The 22,168-nt window shown below is 56.2% G+C and carries 22 protein-coding genes; 19 read left to right on the forward strand and 3 right to left on the reverse strand.

What is annotated here, in order from left to right:
- Window positions 1-12: 12 nt before the first annotated feature.
- From HUV26_RS00715 to HUV26_RS00765, 11 genes are all read left to right on the forward strand, one after another.
- A complete protein-coding gene (locus tag HUV26_RS00715; RefSeq protein WP_174408182.1) occupies window positions 13-708 on the forward strand; it encodes a transglycosylase SLT domain-containing protein in 696 nt (231 codons plus the stop codon).
- 1 nt (window position 709) lies between these two features.
- Window positions 710-1,264: a CDP-diacylglycerol--glycerol-3-phosphate 3-phosphatidyltransferase gene (gene pgsA, locus HUV26_RS00720; protein ID WP_174408183.1), complete on the forward strand. Its 555-nt coding sequence runs from the start codon at window positions 710-712 to the stop codon at window positions 1,262-1,264.
- Window positions 1,265-1,357: 93 nt separating this feature from the next.
- Window positions 1,358-1,630 carry a hypothetical protein gene (locus HUV26_RS00725; RefSeq protein WP_174408184.1) on the forward strand — a complete coding sequence of 91 codons (273 nt, stop codon included), beginning with the start codon at window positions 1,358-1,360 and terminating at the stop codon, window positions 1,628-1,630.
- A gap of 2 nt (window positions 1,631-1,632) precedes the next feature.
- A complete protein-coding gene (locus HUV26_RS00730) occupies window positions 1,633-1,959 on the forward strand; it encodes an FtsB family cell division protein (RefSeq protein WP_174408185.1) in 327 nt (108 codons plus the stop codon).
- Window positions 1,943-2,854, forward strand: coding sequence for a tetratricopeptide repeat protein (locus tag HUV26_RS00735; protein WP_174408186.1), 912 nt, complete (start codon window positions 1,943-1,945; stop codon window positions 2,852-2,854). The genes HUV26_RS00730 and HUV26_RS00735 overlap by 17 nt, the downstream gene beginning before the upstream one ends.
- An 89-nt stretch (window positions 2,855-2,943) precedes the next feature.
- Complete coding sequence (locus HUV26_RS00740) at window positions 2,944-4,206, forward strand: SPOR domain-containing protein (RefSeq protein ID WP_174408187.1); 1,263 nt, start codon at window positions 2,944-2,946, stop codon at window positions 4,204-4,206.
- Between the two features lie 16 nt (window positions 4,207-4,222).
- Window positions 4,223-5,233, forward strand: coding sequence for a class 1 fructose-bisphosphatase (gene fbp, locus HUV26_RS00745; protein WP_174408188.1), 1,011 nt, complete (start codon window positions 4,223-4,225; stop codon window positions 5,231-5,233).
- A gap of 248 nt (window positions 5,234-5,481) precedes the next feature.
- Window positions 5,482-6,606, forward strand: coding sequence for a tRNA (adenosine(37)-N6)-threonylcarbamoyltransferase complex transferase subunit TsaD (gene tsaD, locus HUV26_RS00750; protein WP_174408189.1), 1,125 nt, complete (start codon window positions 5,482-5,484; stop codon window positions 6,604-6,606).
- A 148-nt stretch (window positions 6,607-6,754) separates the two neighbouring features.
- Entirely contained in the window at window positions 6,755-7,078 is a 324-nt protein-coding gene (gene trxA, locus HUV26_RS00755) for a thioredoxin (RefSeq protein ID WP_174408190.1), read from the forward strand.
- On the forward strand, window positions 7,078-7,995 hold the full coding sequence (gene trxB, locus HUV26_RS00760) for a thioredoxin-disulfide reductase (RefSeq protein ID WP_174408191.1): 918 nt from the start codon (window positions 7,078-7,080) through the stop codon (window positions 7,993-7,995). The genes trxA and trxB overlap by 1 nt, the downstream gene beginning before the upstream one ends.
- On the forward strand, window positions 7,995-8,726 hold the full coding sequence (locus HUV26_RS00765; protein ID WP_174408192.1) for an outer membrane protein assembly factor BamD: 732 nt from the start codon (window positions 7,995-7,997) through the stop codon (window positions 8,724-8,726). Before trxB ends, HUV26_RS00765 begins: the two co-directional genes overlap by 1 nt.
- Before the next feature lie 133 nt (window positions 8,727-8,859).
- Here HUV26_RS00765 and yihA read toward each other — a convergent pair whose 3' ends face one another.
- On the reverse strand, window positions 8,860-9,486 hold the full coding sequence (gene yihA / locus HUV26_RS00770) for a ribosome biogenesis GTP-binding protein YihA/YsxC (RefSeq protein WP_174408193.1): 627 nt from the start codon (window positions 9,484-9,486) through the stop codon (window positions 8,860-8,862).
- A 123-nt stretch (window positions 9,487-9,609) separates the two neighbouring features.
- Here yihA and HUV26_RS00775 point away from each other — a divergent pair, with 123 nt between their 5' ends.
- The 4 genes from HUV26_RS00775 (at window position 9,610) to lolA (ending at window position 13,937) form a co-directional block, all read left to right on the forward strand.
- On the forward strand, window positions 9,610-10,068 hold the full coding sequence (locus HUV26_RS00775) for a type II 3-dehydroquinate dehydratase (RefSeq protein ID WP_174408194.1): 459 nt from the start codon (window positions 9,610-9,612) through the stop codon (window positions 10,066-10,068).
- A 77-nt stretch (window positions 10,069-10,145) separates the two neighbouring features.
- A complete protein-coding gene (efp, locus tag HUV26_RS00780; RefSeq protein WP_174408195.1) occupies window positions 10,146-10,706 on the forward strand; it encodes an elongation factor P in 561 nt (186 codons plus the stop codon).
- A gap of 104 nt (window positions 10,707-10,810) precedes the next feature.
- The gene (locus tag HUV26_RS00785) at window positions 10,811-13,168 is read left to right on the forward strand and encodes a DNA translocase FtsK (RefSeq protein WP_174408196.1); all 2,358 of its coding nucleotides are present in this window, start codon (window positions 10,811-10,813) and stop codon (window positions 13,166-13,168) included.
- A 43-nt stretch (window positions 13,169-13,211) separates the two neighbouring features.
- Complete coding sequence (lolA, locus tag HUV26_RS00790; protein WP_174408197.1) at window positions 13,212-13,937, forward strand: outer membrane lipoprotein periplasmic chaperone LolA; 726 nt, start codon at window positions 13,212-13,214, stop codon at window positions 13,935-13,937.
- Between the two features lie 78 nt (window positions 13,938-14,015).
- Here lolA and HUV26_RS00795 read toward each other — a convergent pair whose 3' ends face one another.
- Window positions 14,016-15,092 (reverse strand): pseudouridine synthase, encoded by a 1,077-nt coding sequence (locus HUV26_RS00795; protein WP_308483135.1) that lies wholly within the window; start codon window positions 15,090-15,092, stop codon window positions 14,016-14,018.
- A gap of 12 nt (window positions 15,093-15,104) precedes the next feature.
- On the reverse strand, window positions 15,105-15,719 hold the full coding sequence (gene yedF, locus HUV26_RS00800) for a sulfurtransferase-like selenium metabolism protein YedF (protein ID WP_174408198.1): 615 nt from the start codon (window positions 15,717-15,719) through the stop codon (window positions 15,105-15,107).
- 104 nt (window positions 15,720-15,823) lie between these two features.
- Between yedF and HUV26_RS00805 the strand changes: the two genes are divergently transcribed.
- From HUV26_RS00805 to HUV26_RS00820, 4 genes are all read left to right on the forward strand, one after another.
- Window positions 15,824-17,644, forward strand: coding sequence for an ABC transporter ATP-binding protein (locus HUV26_RS00805; protein ID WP_174408199.1), 1,821 nt, complete (start codon window positions 15,824-15,826; stop codon window positions 17,642-17,644).
- Window positions 17,645-18,283, forward strand: a complete 639-nt coding sequence (locus tag HUV26_RS00810) for a lysophospholipid acyltransferase family protein (protein WP_243451202.1) — start codon at window positions 17,645-17,647, stop codon at window positions 18,281-18,283.
- Window positions 18,284-18,294: 11 nt separating this feature from the next.
- Window positions 18,295-19,227 (forward strand): lysophospholipid acyltransferase family protein, encoded by a 933-nt coding sequence (locus HUV26_RS00815; protein WP_174408200.1) that lies wholly within the window; start codon window positions 18,295-18,297, stop codon window positions 19,225-19,227.
- Between the two features lie 99 nt (window positions 19,228-19,326).
- Window positions 19,327-21,696, forward strand: coding sequence for a CHASE2 domain-containing protein (locus HUV26_RS00820; RefSeq protein WP_174408201.1), 2,370 nt, complete (start codon window positions 19,327-19,329; stop codon window positions 21,694-21,696).
- Window positions 21,697-22,168: the final 472 nt, after the last annotated feature.

Here is a 22,168-nt window from a genome sequence, read left to right on the forward strand (position 1 = left end):
GGAGTTGCCTGTATGAACCGCCGCACAGCAGCATGCCGAAGTTTTACGGCGTATGGGTGGCCTTTGACCATCCTGCTGTGTCTTGTCCTGCTGATTGCGGCGGTTGCTCCGGCGAAAGGGCAGACCATCTACTACTGGAAGGATGCCAAGGGAGAATACCACTTCTACACGACGCCAAAGCCGCCGGACGGGTTTGTGCTGCGTCCGCAGAAACAGGACTCCAATAACGCCGGGACGTCCCGCAAGACGTCTTCCGGAGCATATTCCGGCACATCAAGAACGGACAAAACGGCCAAGGCCGCCCGTTCGCAGAAAAAGCAGCAGATAGACAGGATTGCCGAGGTCTTCGGGCGGCGGCACCGGGTAGACCCGAAGCTGGTGCGTGCCGTTATTCAGGTGGAATCGTCTTACAACCATAAAAGCGTTTCCCGGGCCGGTGCGCAGGGGCTTATGCAGATTATGCCCGCCACAGGCAAGGATCTGGGGTTACAGAATCCTTTTGATCCCATTGAAAACGTGGAAGCGGGGGTGCGCTACCTGCGCATGATGCTGGACCGCTTTAAAGATGTGCGGCTTGCTTTGGCGGCGTATAACGCCGGTCCCGCCGCCGTGGAAAAATATGGCACCATACCGCCCTATGCCGAGACAAGAGATTATGTTACCAAAGTGCTTGCCCACTACAGAACCAACCGCATGAAGGCCAGATAGGATGTTTAATCTCGCAAACAAGATCACGCTTGCCCGGATACTTATTGTTCCCTTTGTTGTCATCCTGCTCTATTTTCCCGGCAAGATGACCAATCTTATTGCTTTTTTCCTCTTTTTTATTGCATCCGCCACCGATATGCTGGATGGGTTTGTCGCCCGCAGGGAAGGGATTGTAACCAGTTTCGGCAAGTTTCTGGACCCGCTGGCGGACAAGCTGCTTATCTGTTCCGTTCTGGTCATGCTCAGCTATCTTGGCTGGGTTCCCGCGTGGATAACCATAGTCATCATCTGCCGCGAGCTTATCGTGACCGGTCTGCGCGCCATGGCAGCCGATGAAGGTATTGTCATAGCGGCAGACAGGTACGGAAAACTCAAAACCATAATGCAGATGCTGGCATGTGGTCCGCTCATCATTCATGAGCCGCTCTTCGGCATACCTGTGGCATGGTTGGGAGAGATTCTTCTTTACATAGCGCTTGTTCTCACTGTATTTTCTGGTGGAAACTACCTGTACGGTTTTTATCGCAACTGGCTGCAGGAGACGGCAAGCAGTTAGCGTTTTCGTTGCAGACGCAACGCCCGCACGCCGGAAGCGGTGCCCCGAACTGATCGGGATGACTTCCGAAACGGTATTTCTCAGGGGGTGGCCATGCAGCAGCATGAAGCATTGCAGAGCAGGCTGCGCAACTGTCTGCAAACCATTTTGGAACTTGAACCAGACCTTGAAGGTTTGGAAATCGGCCATGATCTCATGAAGGAGTTCGATCTGCTCAAATCCTTTATGGAAAAGCTGGATGACGTGGAATTGCAGGAAGAGGATGTGCGCAGGATTGAAACTGCCACAGCCAATTTTCTTGAAGAACTTAAAGGACCGCTTTCTGATATGCGGGAACGCAGCACCGCATCGCGGCGCCTGAATTGACCATGTTTTGGAAGCGCGTACTGCTGGGGTTTCTGGTTATCCTGATCCTCTTTCTGCTGGGCAGGATGCTGATAAGCGATCAGGGGCTTTTTTCCTATCGTGAACTGAAGGCTGAGCATGAAGCCCTGGAGCAGCAACTTTCAGAATTGAGGGAAAAAAATCTGGCCTTGAGTCAGGAAATTCGCTTGTTGCAATCCAACCCTGAGTATATAGAGAAAGTAATTCGCCAGCGGATGAATTTCGTTAAGGATAACGAAATTTTGTATATCTTTCCGGATACAATTAAAGAGGGTAGAGCAGGAGCCGCTCCGGATGAAGGCAAAGATTAAATGGTATCAGGAAGTTTTGGAACTGGAACCGAGTTCCAAGGTGTTCTTTCCGCTTGCCAAGCTGTTCGCCGAAAATGACCAGTACCCGGAAGCCATAGCAACGCTGAAGCAAGGGCTGGAACGGAATACCGAACATTTTGAAGCCCGGATGCTGCTCATAGACTGCCTTGGCAGAATGGCGGCAATGGATGCCCGACACCGGCCCGCCATGGAAGCGGAGATACGCTCCATAGGTGATGTGCTGCAACGATATCCCGCCTTCTGGCAAAGCTGGGCCGGAACCCTTTCCGCACAGCCGCAGTCGAAAGATGCTGCGGTAGCCCTCTCTTTCCTTTCCGCCGCGTTCGCGGATGCCTCCATATCCTGGACCGAAATCATCGAGCAAGGCCTGCGCCAGGTACTCATGGGAGAGCAGGGGGCCGCAGCGGCATCCGCTTCACCTTCCATGGCACCGCTTAAGGTGGTTGCTCCTCCGCCCGTCCCATCGCACGAAGAAGACGATGAATCCGATGGGGGTATTGTTTCTGCAACAGGCCCCATTCCGCTGGTGAGGGGACATGTTCAGCGAGGTTCCGGCGAGTTTTCCGGTGCGGACGTTGAGGACGAGGCAGAGGACGAGCCGTTTTCGCTGCGGACTCTTTCCATGGCCAAGGTGCTGGCGGAGCAGGGTGACACCAGAGGTGCTCTGGAAATCTGCGACGAGTTGCTCGCCAGTGCACAGGAACCGGCAGAAAGGCAACGGGTGGAAGCTTTCCGCCACACAGTAGCCGCAAGCGGCAGAACCGCCGTGCCGGAACATGTAACAGCGGAAAACCAGCCTCTTCAGGGAAAAACCAAACTTATCAACACCCTTGAATCCCTTGCGGAGCGCTTAGAGGCCCGTGCGGCGCGATAACCCCCTTCCTTTCTGTGCCATCACCAGCCACAGCGCCGCCCCCGATCGGCAATCTTTGGTATAAACACAATCCTTTCAGGAGAGTATACGTGCGTCGTCTGATTTTTCTTATTGTCCTCATGGCTTTTTCGCTTTCTCTGGCCTCCGGCTGCAAGCAGGCCGCGAAGAATGTGTGGAAAGATACCCGCAGATACTACCGTGAATACATAAATACCCCCGCCACACTGAAATTTCAGGAAGCGGATGCCTCTGCCGTGGAGGATAAGCTGGCAACCGTGTACACGCCTGTGGGCATGGCTCTGGAATCGTTCCGGCGCGACATGCTGGCGCAGGATGTCTTTCCCACCGAAGCGTGGGTGAATGACATGTTTGACCGCTATCCGTGGCTCAGCGGTATTGCCGTTGTCTCTCCGGAAGGGGATATGTATATGCAGCGCCCCTCCGTCTCCATGAAGAGCCTGGATTTTATGCCGCTGTTTGAGGAAGATGAGAAGATAAGCTACCGGGACATGCGCGCCTATGCGCAGGACAATCCCCTTGGTCCCGAAGTCTACGTGGGTACCCCCTTCTTTGTGGATAACGAGATGAAGGGTATGGTTGTGGCCCATTTTGACCCGCGCAATCTGCTGCACCTGTGCCCGTCACCGGCGCGCCTTGTGATCCTGAGCCCCACCTTTACACTCTGGCCCGGCCATTATGTGATGGAGGAGACACCTCTGGAGACTGTGGAGTGGGAAAAAGTTCTGCGCAGACGCTCCTCTGACACAGAGAGCAACAAGTACGGTGAGTTTTTGTGGATAGCCAAGTATATCGGCAATCTGCCCCTGGTGTTCGCCGCATCGACGGATGAGTATCCCATTGACCCCAGACAGTTGGAGGCGTTGGCCGCACCGGCCCCTGTGCGTGACGTGCCCACGGTTCCCGTTCCCGAGCCTGCCGCACAGGAAACCGAAGAGGAATCCAGCGAGTTTGAAATAATGGCAGCCCCCGCGCCGCAGCAGCCTGCTGCGGCTGATGCAGCCAAAGCCATAAGGCCTGCCATGAGTGACACCCCGGAACCCGCTCCGCTGACCAAGGACATTGTGTGGTCGGTGCAGATTGGTGCCTTCCATAATCCGCAATATGCGCAGGACCGCATGAACCTGCTGCGCACGTTTGGCTATTCGCCATGCCTGATGAAGCTCTACGACCGGCACGGACAGTTATGGCATGTTGTGCAGATTGCTGACACCCCCGACAAGGAAGAGGCGTTTAAGCACGTCAAAGAATTCCTCGGCAAGGGAACAGGACTGGACTACAATGTGGGTGCGCTGGATGCCGGTGTTGTGAGCCGCCGTAAAGAGTGCTTCTAAGCCGGGAGGAGGAATTATGCGTCAGGTTACCGTAACGGAACATGTTCTGCTTCATCAGACCAAGTCTCCTTCCGCGTCAGGCAAGTTCACGGCCTTGCTTTACGACCTTATTCTTGCCGCAAAGATCATTCAGCGCGAGGTGAACAAGGCCGGTCTGCTGGATATTCTCGGAGCAACCGGCGAGACCAACGTGCAGGGAGAGCAGGTTCAGAAGCTGGACGACTTTGCCAACCGTACGCTCATCCATCGTTTGCAGAGAACAGGGGTGCTGTGCGCCATGGCGTCTGAAGAGAATGCCGACCTTATTCTCGTTCCGGAGAAATTCCGCCGGGGAGATTACATTCTCATCTTCGACCCTCTGGACGGCTCCACGAATATTGACGTTAACATCAACGTGGGCACCATCTTTTCCATCCTTAAACGGAAATCCTCCTCGGAGGAGGACGTGACCATGGCGGACGTTTTGCAGCGTGGTGCCGAACAGGTTGCGGCCGGGTATTTTCTGTACGGCTCCTCGACCATGCTCGTCTATACATCGGGCGAGGGCGTGCACGGATTCACGCTGGACCCCAGCGTGGGCGAATTTCTGCTGTCGCACCCGGATATCCGTATCCCGGAGCGGGGAAAGGTTTACTCCGTCAACGAGGCCTATTACCACTATTGGGATACCCGCACCCGCAAGGTGGTGGACTACTTCAAAAGCCCGGAAAACGAACGGGGCGCCCCCTATTCCCTGCGGTACGTAGGGTCGCTGGTGGCGGATTTTCACCGCAACCTGCTGAACGGGGGCATCTTCATGTATCCGATGGATCAGCGGAGCCCCTCCAGACCGCAGGGCAAGCTGCGGCTGATGTGTGAAGCCTCTCCGCTGGCCTTTCTTGTGGAGCAGGCAGGCGGAAAGGCCATAGACGGCAGCAGGCGGATTCTGGATATACTCCCCGAGCACCTGCATGAGCGGGTTCCCCTGTTTATCGGTTCTCCGAGAGATGTGGACACGGTTACCAGAATCTACTCGCAGACCGACTAGGATGCGTGTCTTCCTGCCTGCGCCCATGTGCTAAATGGCTCTGTGCGCGGATAAGGGGCGCATCCCGAAACGAATTCCAAAGCCAGATTCGCCAGATTCCAAGAACAGAGTCCGGGGACAAATTCCAGGGACAGGTTCCAAGGACGAGTTTCGCGGAAAAGTCCCGTTTGCCGGACGATGTATGTTGTCCGGCGGATGTCATTCCCCATGCTCCATGACCCGGCACCGCTGCCAACCGGAATATCTTGATGATCACGCTCGGCATTGAAACCTCATGTGACGAAACCGCTCTGGCCCTGATCCGGGACGGAAAGCTGCTGCACGATGTTATTTCCTCACAGACGGACATTCACTCGCTCTTCGGCGGAGTGGTGCCGGAAATAGCCTCGCGCGAGCATTACAGGCTCATCGGCAGGCTCTTTGCCGACCTGCTGAAAAAGACAGACCTGTCCATAGCCATGATCGATACGGTGGCCGTTTCGCGCGGGCCCGGGCTGCTCGGCAGCCTGCTGGTGGGGCTGGGGTTTGCCAAGGGGCTTGCCGCAGCGAGTAACGCACGGCTGGTGGGGGTAAACCATCTTCACGCCCATTTGCTGGCCGCAGGTCTGGAGCAGCAGTTGCGGTTTCCGGCGGTGGGCCTGCTGGTCTCCGGCGGGCATACGCATATTTATCACATCCTTTCGGCAAACGACTTTCGACTTTTGGGGCGCACGCTTGACGATGCTGCCGGAGAGGCGTTTGACAAGGTGGCGAAAATGCTGAACATGCCCTATCCGGGCGGGCATCTGATTGACCGGATTGGCCGTATGGCCATGCCGGACGTGAAGCTGTTTACCAAGCCGTATGTTGATAACGACAACCTGGATTTCAGCTTCAGCGGCCTGAAGACCGCGGCTTCTCTGCATATTCAGCGCAACCCGCATCTTCGCTTCTCTTCGCCTGCCGAAGCTGCCCGCCGATGCGCTGTTGCTGAAGAAGAAACCACTTCGTTGCAGGAACTTGCGGTATTGTGCGCATCGTTCAACCACACGGTGGCGCAGACCCTGCGTATAAAGATGCAGCGGGCCTTGGAGCGTCTTATGACGCAGGAGCAGGGCAGGCCGGTGTCTCTTGTGGTGGCTGGCGGCGTGGCGGCAAACAGCATGGTGCGCGAAGCAATGACCGGCCTTGCGGAGCATTTTGACGTGGAAGCAGTGCTGCCTTCGCTTTCGCTGTGTACGGACAATGGCGCCATGGTGGCCTATGCCGGAGAGCAACTGGCACGGCTGGGACTGCGTCACCTGCCGGACCTGGAAGCCATTCCGAGGGGGCAGGCCATTCCGGACGACATGGTGCGGGACGAAGGGGCTTGTCCCGCGATTTGCGGGAAATAACCCGCTTGCAGAACCCTTCCCTTGACACACCCCGCAACCACTAATATTTGTAGTTGAATTGACGACATGAGGTAGCCCTTACTTCATGCCTCCATCATGCACGAAGGAACCGGCAGGAAGCCGGTCTAAACCTTGAAAGGAGCGAACCATGGCAGTGCAGGTAACAGACGGCAATTTTGATGCTGAGATTCTCAAGTCCTCTATCCCCGCTCTGGTTGACTTCTGGGCACCCTGGTGCGGTCCTTGCCGAGCCATGGGGCCTGTAATCGATGAGCTGGCTGCCGAGTTCGAAGGCAAAGTACGCATCGCCAAGATGAACGTGGATGAAAATCCCGCCACTCCCAGCAAGTATGGCATCCGCGCCATTCCCACAATCATCCTGTTCAAGAACGGCGAAGTGGTGGAGCAGATCACCGGAGCTGTTTCCAAGAGCAGCATCAAGGACATGATCTCTCAGAAGGCCCTTAGCTAATGAAAGAGTATGATTCTCTGGTGATAGGGGGGGGGCCGGCAGGAATTACGGCCGCCCTTTATCTTTTGCGTTCAGGGCTTTCCGTGGCCTTTGCGGAGATGCTTTCTCCCGGCGGCCAGTTGCTCATGACCGAAGAAATTGAGAATTATCCCGGATTTCCCAAAGGGATAAAGGGATACGAGCTTACCGATCTTTTTGCCGCGCATCTGGAAGGATATTCCTATGACCGGTATTCCGATGCAGTGAAGGAAGTGGTGTACGCTCCCGGTGCCAACAAGGTGCGCATAGGCGACGAGTGGGTGCTGGCAAAAACCGTAATCATCTGCACTGGGGCAAAATACAAAAAGCTGGGACTGCCCAATGAGGAACGCCTTATCGGGCGCGGCATCTCCTACTGTGCGCTGTGCGACGGCAACTTCTTCCGTGGTCAGGAAGTGGGCGTGGTAGGCGGAGGCAATTCCGCGCTGGAAGAGGCGCTTTACCTCTCCCGGCTTGTCAAAAAGCTGCACCTCATCCATCGCAGGGATGATTTTCGGGCCACCAAATGCGTGCAGGACAAAGTGTGCACCATGCCCGACATAAACATCATCCGCAGTTCCGTTGTCACGGCCATTCATGGCGAGGAAAACCTGACCGGCGTGACAGTGAAGAACCTGAAAACGGGTGAGGAACGGCTGCTCACGCTGGACGGCTTGTTTATCTTTGTGGGCTATGAGCCTATCAAGGACTTTTATCCGGAAGGGCTCACCACCGATGCCAGCGGATTCATTGTTACGGATACGGAGATGGCGACCTGTCTGCCCGGCGTTTTTGCTGCCGGGGACTGCCGCTCCAAAAACTGCCGTCAGGTGACCACTGCGGTAGGCGACGGCGCAACAGCCGCCAACTCGGCATTCCATTATCTGGAAAAACATTGATGCGAAGAACTGCAATACGCTTTGTGTTGCTGCTCCCGGTGCTTTTTATGCTCAACGGGTGCGGCATCATAGATTATTTTTACCTGCCGCCGCCGGAAGACACGGCTCAGGAGCTTTTTGAGGCCGGCAACGATGCCATGCGTGAAAAGGATTATGCGTCCGCCACTGAGTACTTTACCACACTCAAGGACCGGTATCCTTTCAGCCCGTACACCATAGAAGCGGAACTCTCGCTCGGCGATGCCTACTTCCTTGACGAGGAATATATGCTGGCTGTGGACGCCTACAAGGAATTCGAAATGCTGCACCCGCGGCATGAGGCTATTCCCTATGTCCTGTTCCAGATTGGCAACGCCAACCTCAACAGTTTTATCTCCATAGACCGCCCGCAAACCAACATTGCAGAAGCATACCAGTACTTCATGCGTCTGCAGGAGGCGCACCCGGGCACGGAGTATGCGGCCAAGGCGCTGGAGTATCTGCACATATGCCGGAAATACATGGCCGAGCATGAAATATATGTGGCGGATTTCTATTGGCGCACCGGTCGCTATACATCGGCTTTTCAGCGGTATAAGACCGTTGTGGAACAGTATGCCGATGTGGAAGAATATCAGGAATACGCGCGGGAACGCGCACGGCTCTCCTACCTGAAAAGCCAGGAGCAGCTTACCGAATCTGAGCGGGAACGGCGCGAAGGTTCGTGGAAGGACTACTTCAAATGGCTCTAGCCTGAGCATCGCCTGAACATCTGTTCAGGCCCAGACGTACTACAAAAGGGCGGTTCCGTATGGGAGCCGCCCTTTTCTGTTTTGCCAGAAACGATAGTGGACAGGGAGCGTACACAGGTGACAAATCAGGAGATTACGCAGAAGGGGCGGCCTCCGGCTCTCCGGAAAGGGGGTCTGCCGCATCGCCCAACGCAGCCCTGCGCAGGGCTTCCCATATGGCGGCGAGCCCCAGACCGGACTCGGCAGAAGAAATGATGGGACGAACCCCGCCAAGCAGCGTAGCCCACTCCTTCTGCTTTTCAGCGCGTTCACGCTGTTTGCATTTATCCGCCTTGGTGAGAATGGGCAGCAGCGGCAGGGAAATAGAATGCGCATAGGCCGTTATGTCTATATCCAGCTTCTGCGGCGGGATGCGGCAGTCCAGAAGCACGGCCAAGGCCTTGAGGCCCGGCGTGCCGGTAAGATATGTATTGATGAGCTTTGCCCACTGTTCCCTGTCGGACTTGGAGGCGCGGGCATAGCCGTATCCCGGCAGGTCCACGAGATAGAAGCCCCACGGCTCAACGCGGTAAAAATTGAGGCTCTGGGTCTTGCCGGGAGTGGAGCTGGTGCGGGCCAGCTTTTTTCTGCCCGCCAGAGCGTTTACCAGCGAGGATTTGCCCACATTGGAGCGTCCCGCCAGTGCTACCTGAGGCACGCTGCCCAGCTTGAGCTGATCCAGCGTATAGATGGTATCTTCGAGAATAAGGGTCGGCTGCATGGCATCCCTTAGGTGGTCAGTCTTCTTGACAGAACGGAATTGTTCGGAAAATATGCCTTGTTTTGCACTATATGCATGTGCATCACTATCAGAATGACGGTGCAAACACAAAGGGGAAAGCGCATGGCCAAGTATCGGTTCCTTATACTGAACGGCCCCAATCTGGGGGCGCTGGGCAAGCGGCAGCCGGAAATTTACGGTACCGACGGTATGGAGATACTTCCCGTGCTTTTGGACAAGGTTATGGGCCACCGCACCGCCGATGTGGAGCTGGAGTATTACCAGTCCAACAGCGAAGGGGCGCTCATTGACCGGCTGGAGCAGGCGCGGGAACAGGGCATGCACGGCGTGGTGTTCAACGCCGGTGCCTACACCCACACAAGCCTTGCTCTGGCGGATTGTCTGGCCTGGATACAGGTTCCCTGCGTGGAGGTGCATCTGAGCAACGTGCTTGCCCGCCCGGAGCCGTTGCGCCAGAAGAGTTTTATCGGCAGACACGTTATCGGTGTCGTAGCCGGATTCGGCATGCTCAGCTACGCACTGGCGGTGCAGGCTCTTGTGCAGCACCATGAAAAAGAGTAGGGTGCGCCGTTCCATAGCTGAACACGGTTCCCATCGAATATACTACCGGCATCATGCCGGAATTTTTGGAGGATAACATGTATTCCACTACCGACTTTAAACGCGGCCTGAAGATCCTTATGGATGGCACGCCGTATGAAATTATCGAATTTCAGCACTTTAAGCCCGGAAAGGGCGGTGCCATGATACGCACCAAATTGCGCAACCTGCTCAACGCACGCGTGGTGGACAAGACCTTCCGCTCGGGCGAAAAGGTGGGCAAGCCGGACATAGAACACCGGGACATGCAGTTTTTGTACATAGAAGGCGACAATCTGGTTCTGATGGATCTGGAGTCGTACGAGCAGCACTATATGTCTAAGGAAAATTCTGACGGTAAGGAAGATTTTCTGAAGGACGGACAGCAGGTTAAGATCATGCTGTATAACGGCGACCCCCTTGATCTGGAGCTGCCTGCATCGCTCGTGCTGGAAGTAACCCACACGGAACCCGGTGCCAAGGGTGACACGGTTTCCAACGTCACCAAGCCTGCCACGCTGGAAACCGGACTGGTGGTGAACGTGCCTCTGTTCATCAACATAGGCAACCGCGTGAAGGTGAACACGGAAACCCGTGAATATCTGAGCAGGGAAAACTAGCACGCCTTTTGTCGTCCCCTGCCGGCAACCCCGCGCACGGTGGACGTATGCCGGAGAATACGATAAGGGATATGGTTGTAAGGGCCGTATCCCTTTTTCCTTTAATGTTTTTTACGGAGGGTAGCGCTACGGATGGCAACCGTGTAGCCCGGGAATTGTTCGGCCTGTTTCTCATCTTTTGGGGTCTTCTGATTTTTCTCAGCCTCGCCACGTATGATAATGCGGACCCCGGCCTGAACCATGTCGTTACATCTCCGGTCAACATCAGCAACGCCGTCGGGCTGTTCGGAGCCTATCTTTCCGGTATGCTTGTCGATTTCTTCGGCATTGCAGCCTATGTGTGGGCTGTTGCCTTTGTTTTCGCAGGTGCAAGGCGGTTTATTCCGGGCCTCACCGCCATGTGGTGGCGCTGGACAGGGGTTCTTCTGTGCGGCATCAGCCTTAGTTGCCTTGGAGCGGCTGCGGAGATGGGCATGGGACATATTGCGGGCGGCGGCTTTCTGGGTACTTCTCTCCACCGGGTAGGCTGGTATTTTCTGCGTCCTGTCGGTGCCAGCCTGTTATGGCTTTTCATCACCTTATGCGGCCTGCAGCTCACGTTCGGCAGTTCATGGGCTGAGCTTTTTTCCAATGTGCGGCGCGGCACCAGGCAATTGCTTGAAATGATGAAGAACTTCATACAGAACGCGAAAGATGAAGCCATAAGCCCGCCGGAAGAAAGACGCGAAAGAAAGGCCATGCGCCTTTTCCGGCCCAAGCCCAAGACAGACAGGGGAGCACTGCTGGCTCTGGCGGACGGTAAAGGCGATGCGGATGCCATTACCGTGGACGTGCAGGCGGATGCAAAACCCGCCCGTACCGCGCGCTCTTCCGCGCCGGAAGCAGAGAACAATGCTTCGGGACCGGTGGCCCGCGTGGTTATAGACGAGCCGCACGGGCCTGTTGCGGGCAAGGGGGCTCCGCAGAAACCCAAGGCGCGCAGTTCGGCGGCATCCGGGCGCACGATACGCCTGCCCGGGCTGGACATGCTCTCTGCCCACGCTACAGACGCCAAGCGGACCACCAAGGATGTTCTGGAAAACAAGGGGCGCATGCTCATTGAGTGCCTTGCGGATTTTGGTGTGCAGGGCGAGTTGCAGCGCATTACCCCCGGCCCCGTGGTCACGATGTTTGAAATCAAACCCGCCCCGGGCGTGAAGGTGAGCCGCATCGCCAATCTGGCGGATGATCTGGCCATGGCGTTGCGCGCCATTTCCATACGCATTCAGGCTCCCATTCCCGGTAAGGACAGCGTGGGCATAGAGATACCCAACGAGCACCGGGAAACTGTCTGCCTGCGCGAACTCATCGCCTCCGATGTTTTTCGCAAGGCAGACCTGCCGCTCACGCTCGCCATCGGCAAGGATATCTCCGGTGCCCCCTTTGCCGCCGACCTTGCCAAGATGCCGCACCTGCTTGTGGCCGGGGCTACAGGGCAGGGGAAGAGCGTGTTCATTAACTCCGTGCTCATGAGCCTGCTGTTCCGCACCACCCCTGAGGAACTGAAGCTGCTGCTCATAGACCCCAAGCGCATAGAGCTGGCCGTTTATGCAGACATGCCGCACCTGGTGCATCCGGTGGTTACGGATATGTCGCAGGCCAAGAACGCCCTCGACTGGGCCGTGCACGAAATGGACAAACGCTACGAGGCCATGGCGGTGCTCGGCGTGCGGAACATCATCGGCTACAATGAAAAACTTAAAGGATTGGGTGAAGAACGGCCGGAGCAGTTTGCCGCTCTGGAATTCATGCCCTATCTTGTCATCATCATTGATGAATTGGCAGACCTTATGCTCACTGCAGCCAAAGAAGTGGAGACGAGCATTGTTCGCCTTGCGCAGCTTGCGAGGGCGGCGGGGATTCATCTCATTCTGGCGACGCAGCGTCCCAGCGTGGACGTGGTGACCGGGCTTATCAAGGCCAACTTTCCGTGCCGCATATCGTTTCAGGTTACCGCAAAGCACGATTCGCGGACCATTCTGGACACGGTGGGCGCGGAGCATCTTCTGGGCAAGGGCGACATGCTGTTCAAGGCGGGCGGCGGCAAGCTGCAACGCATGCACGGCGCCTTTGTGAGCGATGAAGATGTAAGTGCCGTGGTCAGCTACTGGAAGTCGCAGATGCCTGCCTCCTACAACGTGGACTTTGCGGAGTGGGGGAACGAGGGGACGGGCGATTTCGGGTTTGACGGTAACGGGGGACCGGCAGGTTCTGTGGCTGACGACCCCATGTACAGCGAATGCATTGCCTTTGTCATGCAGCAGGGCAAGGCATCTATTTCGCTTATCCAGCGGCGTTTCCGCATCGGCTTTAACCGCGCGGCCCGCTATGTGGAACAGATGGAACAGGACGGCATTATCGGTCCCGCAGACGGCAGCAAGCCCCGAGCCATCATCGGCAGCGGCAGCCGTGGAGATATGTAGTCCCATTACACGCAGACAATCCTGATCAGGAGCATTGACTGGCATGATTCGCAGTATCAGAACAAAAAACTATACGGTGTGGGCGGTATTGAACCGCATCCCGCTGAAATGCATCGCCGCATCCGCAATTGCCGCTATGGCCCTGCTGTGGCTTCCCGCAGCAGCCTTTGCGGAAGATATCACCGCAAGCATTCAGGCACGATACAGGGCTATGACGTCCATGGAGGCCTCGTTCTCACAAAATCTGAGCCACAAAGAAAGCGGCAGCACGGAATCCCGCTCCGGCACCTTCCATTTTCTTGCTCCCGACCGCATACGCTGGGATACGAAAACGCCTGCCCCTGAGCTGCTGGTGATAAATCCCGATGCAGTATGGAATTATTTTGTGGAAGAGGAAGTGGTGTACAAGTATCCGGCATCACTGGTGCACGAAACCAAGACCGCCCTGCGGTTCATTACCGGACAGGCCAACCTTAAGGAAGAGTTTTACGTGGAAGAGGCTGCTCCGCAGGATGGGCTGGCCGTTCTGCACCTGTTTGCCAAGGAACCGACAACGGATCTCACCGAAGCCACGCTGTGGATAGGTGCCGACTACAGTGTGCAGCGCATTCTTACGGTGGACTTTTACGGTAACGAGAACGAAATCCGCTTCAGCGGAATGCGGTTTAATACCGCTCCCGCCGCATCGCTTTTTGAATTTACACCCCCTGCCGGAGTGGATGTGGAAGATCGCACGCAGGATGTGCAGGAGAAGAAGATCGGAGAGTAGTGTCTCTTCATGACCAACAATAACGCCCCCCGCTGTTTTATGAACGGCGGGGGGCGGCTTTTTTGGGAAGAGGGGGCCTTATTCCAAACCGGCGGAACGGCGAAGCAGGGAGACTTCCGCCTCATCGAGCATACGGAACTTTCCCCTTTCCAGATTGCCGAGGTCCAGCGGTCCCTGCCGGAACCGCTTCAGAGAAAGGATGGTGAGGCCAAGGTCGCGGCACATGCGGCGAATCTGTCTGTTCACCCCCTGCATGAGATGCATTTCCAGCGTGGTTATGTCGTTCTCTTCACGCAGCACGTTCACCTTGACCGGGGCAAGCTTTTCACCCTCTGCCAAGGTCATGCCTGAACGCATGATCTTGAGGGCCGAATCCGGAACAGAGCCGCGCACACGCACCCTGTATACCTTGGTCAGATGCCACTTCGGATGTGTGAGCCGGTAGGTCATTTCGCCATCATCCGTGAGAAGCAGCAGGCCTTCTGAAAAAAAGTCCAGCCGACCGACAGGATAGAGACGACCGTTCTTCAGTTCCGCAGGCAGAAGATCGAGAACCGTTGTACGTCCTTGCGGGTCCTTGACCGTGGTGACCACCCGCGCAGGCTTGTTCATGATGATGTAGGCGAAGGAACGAGTCTGGCCGAGAAGATTGACGGCCACACCGTTTACGGCGAGCACGTCCTTACCCGGCATCACCTTTACGCCGGGAGTGGTGACAACCTGCCCGTTGATGGAGACAGCCCCCTGCGCAATCAGGTCATCGGCTGCTCGGCGTGAGCATATGCCTGCGGCAGCCAGTGCCTTGTTCACGCGCACGGGTTCGTCGGGCATAACAGTGGATTGAGAGGATTGCGGGGATTGTGCGGGATGCGCAGATTGCCCGGATTTTTCCGTTTGCGCGATGTCGCTTTTATCCTTGGAGTATGCGCCGGACTCCTGAAACCGCTTTCCCTTAGCCGGGTGTGCTCCTTCGCCACGAGGCGTGCGGGGAGCACCAGCCTTCCGGGAAGAGGTCGCGGGGGGCGCAGTCTCCTGCGACCATGAGGGAGAGCGGCGCGCCTTGTTCCTGTCCCTGTCACCTGACCTGCCTGTAGCAGATCTGTCTTCCCGGAGCCTGTCCTTGGACTGGCCGGGCACGTCTTTCTTGCCTGACATTGACGATTGTTCCTAGGGCCGTATGACTTTGGCAGCCAACTGCATGCTTGTGACCACGTCCAGCATATTCGTTGTCTGACCAACGGCCCGTTTATCAAGAAGGTTAAAGAAATCGAGGCAGGTACCGCACACAAGGATGGAAACCCCGTCTGCTTCCAACCGTTGCAGTTCTCCCAGTACGGGGCTATCTTCCACAGCCAGCTTCACCCCCGCGTTCACCATGACAATGCGCCACAGGTCCGCTCCCAGCTCCGGCAGGGTAGCCATAAAATTCTTCATCAGCCTTCCGCCAAGCTCGTCGTCTCCGCTGCCGATGACGTCGGAGGCGATGAACACGCAGATTTTGCGGTCAATGGATGCCAGTTGCGGAGCGTTCATGACTTCGCAGGCGCAGTCCTGCGCAGACATATCCGACGCTGTGGCGACTATGCGCCAGCCGCCCGCAACGGGCTGCACCTCTGCGGTATACCCTTTGCTGCCGATAAAACGCGAAACATTCTCACGAGCGGCATCATTATCCACCAGGATGGAAAACGCGGCGGGGGTTTTCGATTCAATAAGTTTCTTGCATTCCAGCACGGGCTGGGGGCATGCAAGGTTCTGGCAGTTCAGTTCAATTTCTGGCATGGTATTCCTCCTGTGTGTCCTAGGAGATATCAGCCGCTGGTGGCTGGTCAAGTCAAAAAACACATTGCCGTTACGCTCCTGCGCGGAGCCGGGAAAATATTTGCATGTCTGATCTGGTGAAATACGACAGGAAAAGCGATCACATAAAAAGCATTCCCCTTCTCAAACGCTGCCTCAGCTACTTCAAACCCTACAAAGGCAAAATTGCCATAGCCGTTGCGGCCATGCTGGTTGTTGCCGCAGCAGAGGGCGGCACGGCCTATATTGTTCAGCCCGCCTTTGATGACGGCCTGAATGCCAAGGATATGCAGGCCATGATGCTCATTGTGCTGGCCATGGTGGGCATTTTTACCGCCAAAGCCGTGGGCCGCTATGTGCAGAACTTTCTTATGCGCTATTGCGCCCTCAAGGTCTTGGAGCAACTGCGCAACGAAATGTACGACAAGATGATTTTTCTGCCCATGAAGTTCTTCGAGCGGGAAAAAGTGGGCGATCTTATGTCGCGCATCATTCAGGATGTGGTGCTCATCCGTTCAAGCCTGCCCGCCGTGGTCATGATGATACGTGAAGGGTTTACCATGGCCGCTCTCATCGGCGTGGTGTTTTATCAGGATTGGTATCTTGCCATCTGGGCAGTGCTGGTACTGCCCATTGCCGGTTTTCCCATTATCTTCTTTGGCAAAAAACTGCGCAAACTGGGCAGGAAAAATCAGGTGAAACTGGCGGATATCTCCATTTTTTTACAGGAGGTATTCAGCGGAATCCGCGTGGTCAAGGCGTTCCATACGGAAAAGAGGGAGGGGGAGAACTTTCGGCGTGAAAACGGCAGGCTGGTGAAGATAGCCGTAAAAGAGGTCATCTACAGCGAACTCTCATCGCCTGTCATGGACATTGTGGGTGCCATAGGCGCAGGCATGGTTCTGCTTGCAGGCGGCATGCGCGTGGCGGAAGGGGCCATGACCGTGGGCGAACTGCTTTCTTTTCTCACCGCTCTCGGGCTGTTGTACGCGCCGGTTAAGAAACTGAACTCCGCCAATCTGGACGTTCAGAGAGCGCTTGCCGGGGCGGAGCGGGTATTCGAGATTCTGGATTCGCAAAAGATTGTGGTGGAAAAGGACGGCACAATACCGTTTACCCCGCCTTTCAATCAGCTGGAGTTCCGGGATGTAACGTTTGCCTATGAAGGCTGCCCGACCCCTGCCCTGAACAACGTGAACTTTACCGTCCGTGCGGGTGAACGGGTTGCCATAGTCGGGCCGAGCGGGGCGGGGAAAAGTACCTTTGTCAACCTGATTCCCAGATTCTACGAACAGCAGCAGGGGCAGATACTGGTCAACGGGCGGGACATACGTGAATATACCCTGGCCACTCTGCGCCGGAATATTGCCATGGTTTCGCAGGATGCGTTTTTGTTCAACCTCTCCGTTCGCGACAATATTGCCTACGGGCAGACTGACGTACAGGATGACGCCGTTCACGCCGCCGCCCGCGCAGCCTTTGCACACGACTTCATCCTCTCGCTCCCGGAAGGATACGAATCCGTGGTGGGAGAACGGGGAACGAAGCTCTCCGGCGGGCAGAAGCAACGCCTGACCATTGCCCGGGCCATTCTCAAGAACGCGCCGCTGCTCATTCTGGACGAAGCCACCAGCGCGCTGGATTCGGAATCGGAGCGTATTGTCCAGCAGGCTCTGGAGAACCTTATGCAGCAGCGCACCAGCATTGTCATTGCCCACAGGCTCTCCACCGTGCTTTCGGCAGATCGCATTCTGGTCATGGATGGCGGCTCCATTGTCTCGCAGGGCAGGCATGAGCAATTGCTGGGGACGTGCCCCCTTTATTCCAAGCTGTACGACATGCAGTTCAATACGGACAGCAAGGGCGATGAACCGAAAACGTGTCCCGCTCCCGGAGGGATGGTCTAGGTGAAGCCGAAGAAATTGACCGTGCCGGCATGGCTTGTTGCCCCCGTACTCTATGGCATTGTGCGAACGCTCTACGCCACACTCCGCTTTACCGAGCAAGGGCGTGAAACCGTGGACGACTTGGACGCACGGGGTGAGCCCATGGTCTTTGCCCTGTGGCACGATGAATTGTTCCCCGTGGTGCACGCCAAGAGAAATCTTGGCCTTGTTGCCGTGATAAGCCAAAGCAGCGATGGCGAATACCTTTCCCAGTTCATGGAGATGTTCGGGGTGCGCACCGCACGCGGCTCCAGTTCGCGCGGCGGGGTTAAAGCATTACTTCAAGTTTCGAGAATGCTACGCAAGGAAGGGCTCCACGCCTGCCTCACAGTGGATGGTCCGCGCGGACCGCGTCACAAAGCCAAGGAAGGAGCCGCCTTTATCGCCGCAAGGGCCAATGCCCGCATTGTGCCCATTCGTCTGCACATGGACAGAAGCTACAAGTTTGAGCGGGCATGGGACAAGTTTCAGATCCCTCTGCCTTTTTCTCGCGTACACGTTGTCTTTGGCGAACCGTATCATCTGCCGGAAGGAGAGATGGATAAAGAGTTTCTTGAGCAGGCAAGCCGCGACCTTGAAGCACGGCTTAACACACTGTAGGCGGTGGGAACATGAAACCATTTTATGCTGCTGTCGCCAATCTGGCCCCTAAGCTGGGTTTCAAAGGGGTGCGTGGTCTTGCGGGTGTTCTGGCTTGCTGCATGTGGCACCTTGTGCCCTCTCGGCGCAAGTTAGCCATTCGCGCCATTGAGAAGCATATTGACGTTTCGCCTGAACAGGCGGCGCGCATAGCCCGATCCAGTTTTACCCATAATTTTCAATCTTTTCTGGAGCTTTTTCTCTCCGGTCGGGTGGATGAGGAGTTTCTGCAACGCCATATCCGGGGAATACCTCCCAACGGCCTGCAGCAGGCGTTGAAATATGACGGCCCCATTATTGGGATTACCGCACATTTAGGCGCATGGGAGTTTCTGGGAGGCGCTCTGGGCAACACCATCAGAAAAGAACGTAAAGAGGCGCTGGTGGTGGTCCGGCGTAATAAGAACCCGGACATCCACGAACTCATCACGCATTTTCGCCAGATAGGCGGGACGCGGGTGGTAGACCACAGGCAGGCCGTGTTCACCGTGCTTAAAGTTCTGAAAAAGAAAGGGCTGGCCGCTTTTCTGGTAGACCACAACTGCCCGCGCAACGAGGCCATCTTTCTGCCGTTTCTCAACGATATTGCAGCCGTAAACATGGGGCCGGCCGTTCTTGCCGTGCGTTCCGGCGCGGCGGTATTGCCCGTGTTTCTGGTACGGGACGGGCAGGGTGGGTATGAAACCCATGTAGGCAAGATGCTGACACCTGAAGAACTGACCGGCTCACGCGATGATAAAATCCGTCAGGTGGCGCGGTTCTATACACAACAGGTGGAAGACTATGTTAGAAAGTACCCGGAGCAGTGGTTCTGGATGCATAAGCGCTGGAAAACAAGGCCGGAAGCAGGGCAGGACAACCGTTCCGCCTCTGAGAGCACGCGGGAGGAGAAACTGGTCGGCTGACGCAGGTTTTCCGCCTTTGCATGCCCCTTGACGCCGCACGTGGCACACGTGAACACATCCGGGGCCAGAAAACAGCCGATGAAACAGGAGGATGCCACAATGGCGTTGCGTACCGGACCGCTTCGTTCCTTCCTGAAAAGACACTTTGAAGGACGACTTCCTGTTGTGGCTACAGGGCTGGCCGCCACTTTGCTCATGGGTTGCCTCTTCCTCTGGAACCCCCTTTTTCTCCGCATTCTGGAACACAAGGTTTATGACCAACTTCTCATAAGCACCCACACATCGGAAACGAGCGGGGTGCCTGTCATTGTGGACATAGACGAAAAGTCGCTGAAAAAACATGGGCAGTGGCCGTGGCCCAGATATCGTGTTGCCATGCTGCTGGCCCTTATCCAGCATTACGGTGCGGCGGGAGTAGGGCTGGACATAGTATTTTCCGAGGCAGACCGCACCTCTCCCAAGGTGTTGCAGCAGACCATGGCGGATGACCTGCGGGTGGAGATGGCTTTTTCCGGCCTGCCTGTGGAGCTTATGGATAATGACGCGCTGCTGGCTTCCAACCTCGGACGGGGTCCGTTCGTTCTTGGCTACCACTTCAACTTTGAAGCCACAGCAGGTGAGGATGAAGAATGCCTTCTGCACCCGGTAGCCCCCATCATCCTCAGTGCGCCAGACGCACCGCAGCCTGCGCAGGCACTCTTCAACGCTCCTGAAGCGGTGTGCAATCTTCCCGTTCTCAGCCGCTCCGCCTCCGGTTCCGGGTTTTTCACCACGGTTCCGGATCTGGACGGCATGCTCCGCAGAACTCCCCTGATCATAGCCTATAAGGATAAGCTGTATCCCAGCCTGGCTCTTTCGCTGCTCATGGTCACGGGGGGGGATAACAAGGTCGTGCTCAAAATGCGGGAGGGCGGGGTGGAATCCATCCGCTTTGCAGACAGAATCATTCCCGTGGACAGCAAAGGCTGCCTTGCTCTCAACTACCGGGGCAAAGGACAGACTTTCCCTTATATTTCAGCCTCTGATATTTTGGAACAGAGCCTGCCCAAGGATGCCCTGCGCGGCAAGCTGGTGCTCATAGGCACATCTGCTGCAGGATTGAAGGACCTGCGCGCCCAGCCTTTCGACCCCGTATTTCCGGGTGTGGAAGCCCACGCCACCGTGCTGGACAACATTCTGAAGGGCGATTTTCTGACCCGGCCATGGTACGCACGTATTGTGGAGTTTAATGCCGTGCTTGTGGTGGGTATTACCTCAACGCTTCTCCTTTCGTTCACGGGGGCCATTCCCGCCCTTATTCTGTGCTTCGGCGCGGGGGTGGGACTCACAGGGCTGAGCCACTGGACCTTTGCCACGCAGGGCCAGTTTTTTTCGCCGCTCACACCGCTGCTTACACTGGTGCTGAACTTTGCCCTGCTCACTGTCATGAAGTTCAGAAGAGAGGAGGGGCACAAAAAGTTCCTTACGGCCACCTTCAAATCATACCTTTCACCGGAACTCATCGAAGAGATGATCACGGAACGCAATATGCCGGAACTGGGCGGCGAAGCCCGCATTCTGACAGCATATTTTACGGATATTCAAAAGTTTTCCACCTTTTCGGAAATTCTTACGGCCCCGCAGCTTGTGGAACTTCTGAACGAATACCTTTCCGCCATGACGGACATTCTTATCGCGGAGGGGGGGACGCTGGATAAGTATGAGGGCGATGCCATTATTGCCTTTTTCGGGGCTCCCATCCATTTTCCGGACCACGCCCTGCGTGCCTGCCGGGTGGCAGTGGACATGCAAAGGACGCTGCTTACTCTGCGGCGCAAGTGGGTGCAGGAAACCTACGACCCCGCCGTGAAGGAGCGCAACAAAAAGGGATACGGCCCGGAAATATGGCCCACAGGCAGCAAGTGGCCGGTGAACGTGCACAACATGCGTATGCGCATAGGCATAAACAGCGGCGAAATAGTGGTGGGCAACATGGGCAGTGCCATGCGCATGAACTACACCATGATGGGCGACCCCGTGAATCTGGCGGCCCGACTGGAAGCAGGGGCCAAACAGTTCGGCATTTACACGGCCGTGAGCGCGTTTACCCTGAACCTAGAGATAGCAGACGGACAGGGGGGCAGTGCGCCGGTGCGGGATATGGTTGAAGCCCGCTTCATAGACCGCATTGCCGTGGTGGGAAAGAGCGAACCGGTCGAGGTATTTGAGCTGGTAGCCATGAAGGGGGAACTGACGGAACAGGAACAGGCGCTATTCCGGCTGTTTGCGCTGGGCATGGCGCGCTATCAGGCACAGGAATGGTATGAGGCGATAGACCTGTTCACGCAGGCACAGGAAGTGGAACGGTTCCCTGATGCGGGCATAACCCCTTCCGGCGTGTTCATCAAACGCTGCCATGAGTATAAAGAGCACCCGCCTGTACCGCCCGGAACACCTTGGGATGGTGTGTATCGCATGACGAGCAAATAACACCTCGTCTGACTCCAACGGGTATGCAGCGAACAGGCCATGCCCGTGCCGTTTTCCGTGTTCGTGTCGTGCAAAAGAGTTTGGGGTGTGTCGTCAGCTTACTGAGGCTTCAGAATCGATTCTGAAGCCTTTTTTTGTGTTGGTCCCATCCTCAACTTCATACAAGCTTCAATCACGCCGGAAAGGGCACCCTGAAGTCATCCCCGAAGTCACCCCTGAAATGTCGTTCCGTGAACGTCTGCCTGAAGCGGGGCGCCGTGCCGGACCATCGTGCGCGTGGTGCGAACTTCACTTGAACCCCGAATGCAATCGTGGGTCTGCACTATGTGGAGAACAGGCCAGGGCTGGACAGATCAGGAGAGTACGGCGCTGTGGGTGTGCAAAACTTATCGATTGTTTCACGACATTCCACATGGACATAACCAGCTTGAAGAAAAGGGTTTTACTTATTTCAAAGTTAACATAATTTACA

Origin of the sequence: Desulfovibrio psychrotolerans, assembly GCF_013340305.1 — a bacterium.
Lineage (GTDB): Bacteria > Desulfobacterota > Desulfovibrionia > Desulfovibrionales > Desulfovibrionaceae > Halodesulfovibrio > Halodesulfovibrio psychrotolerans.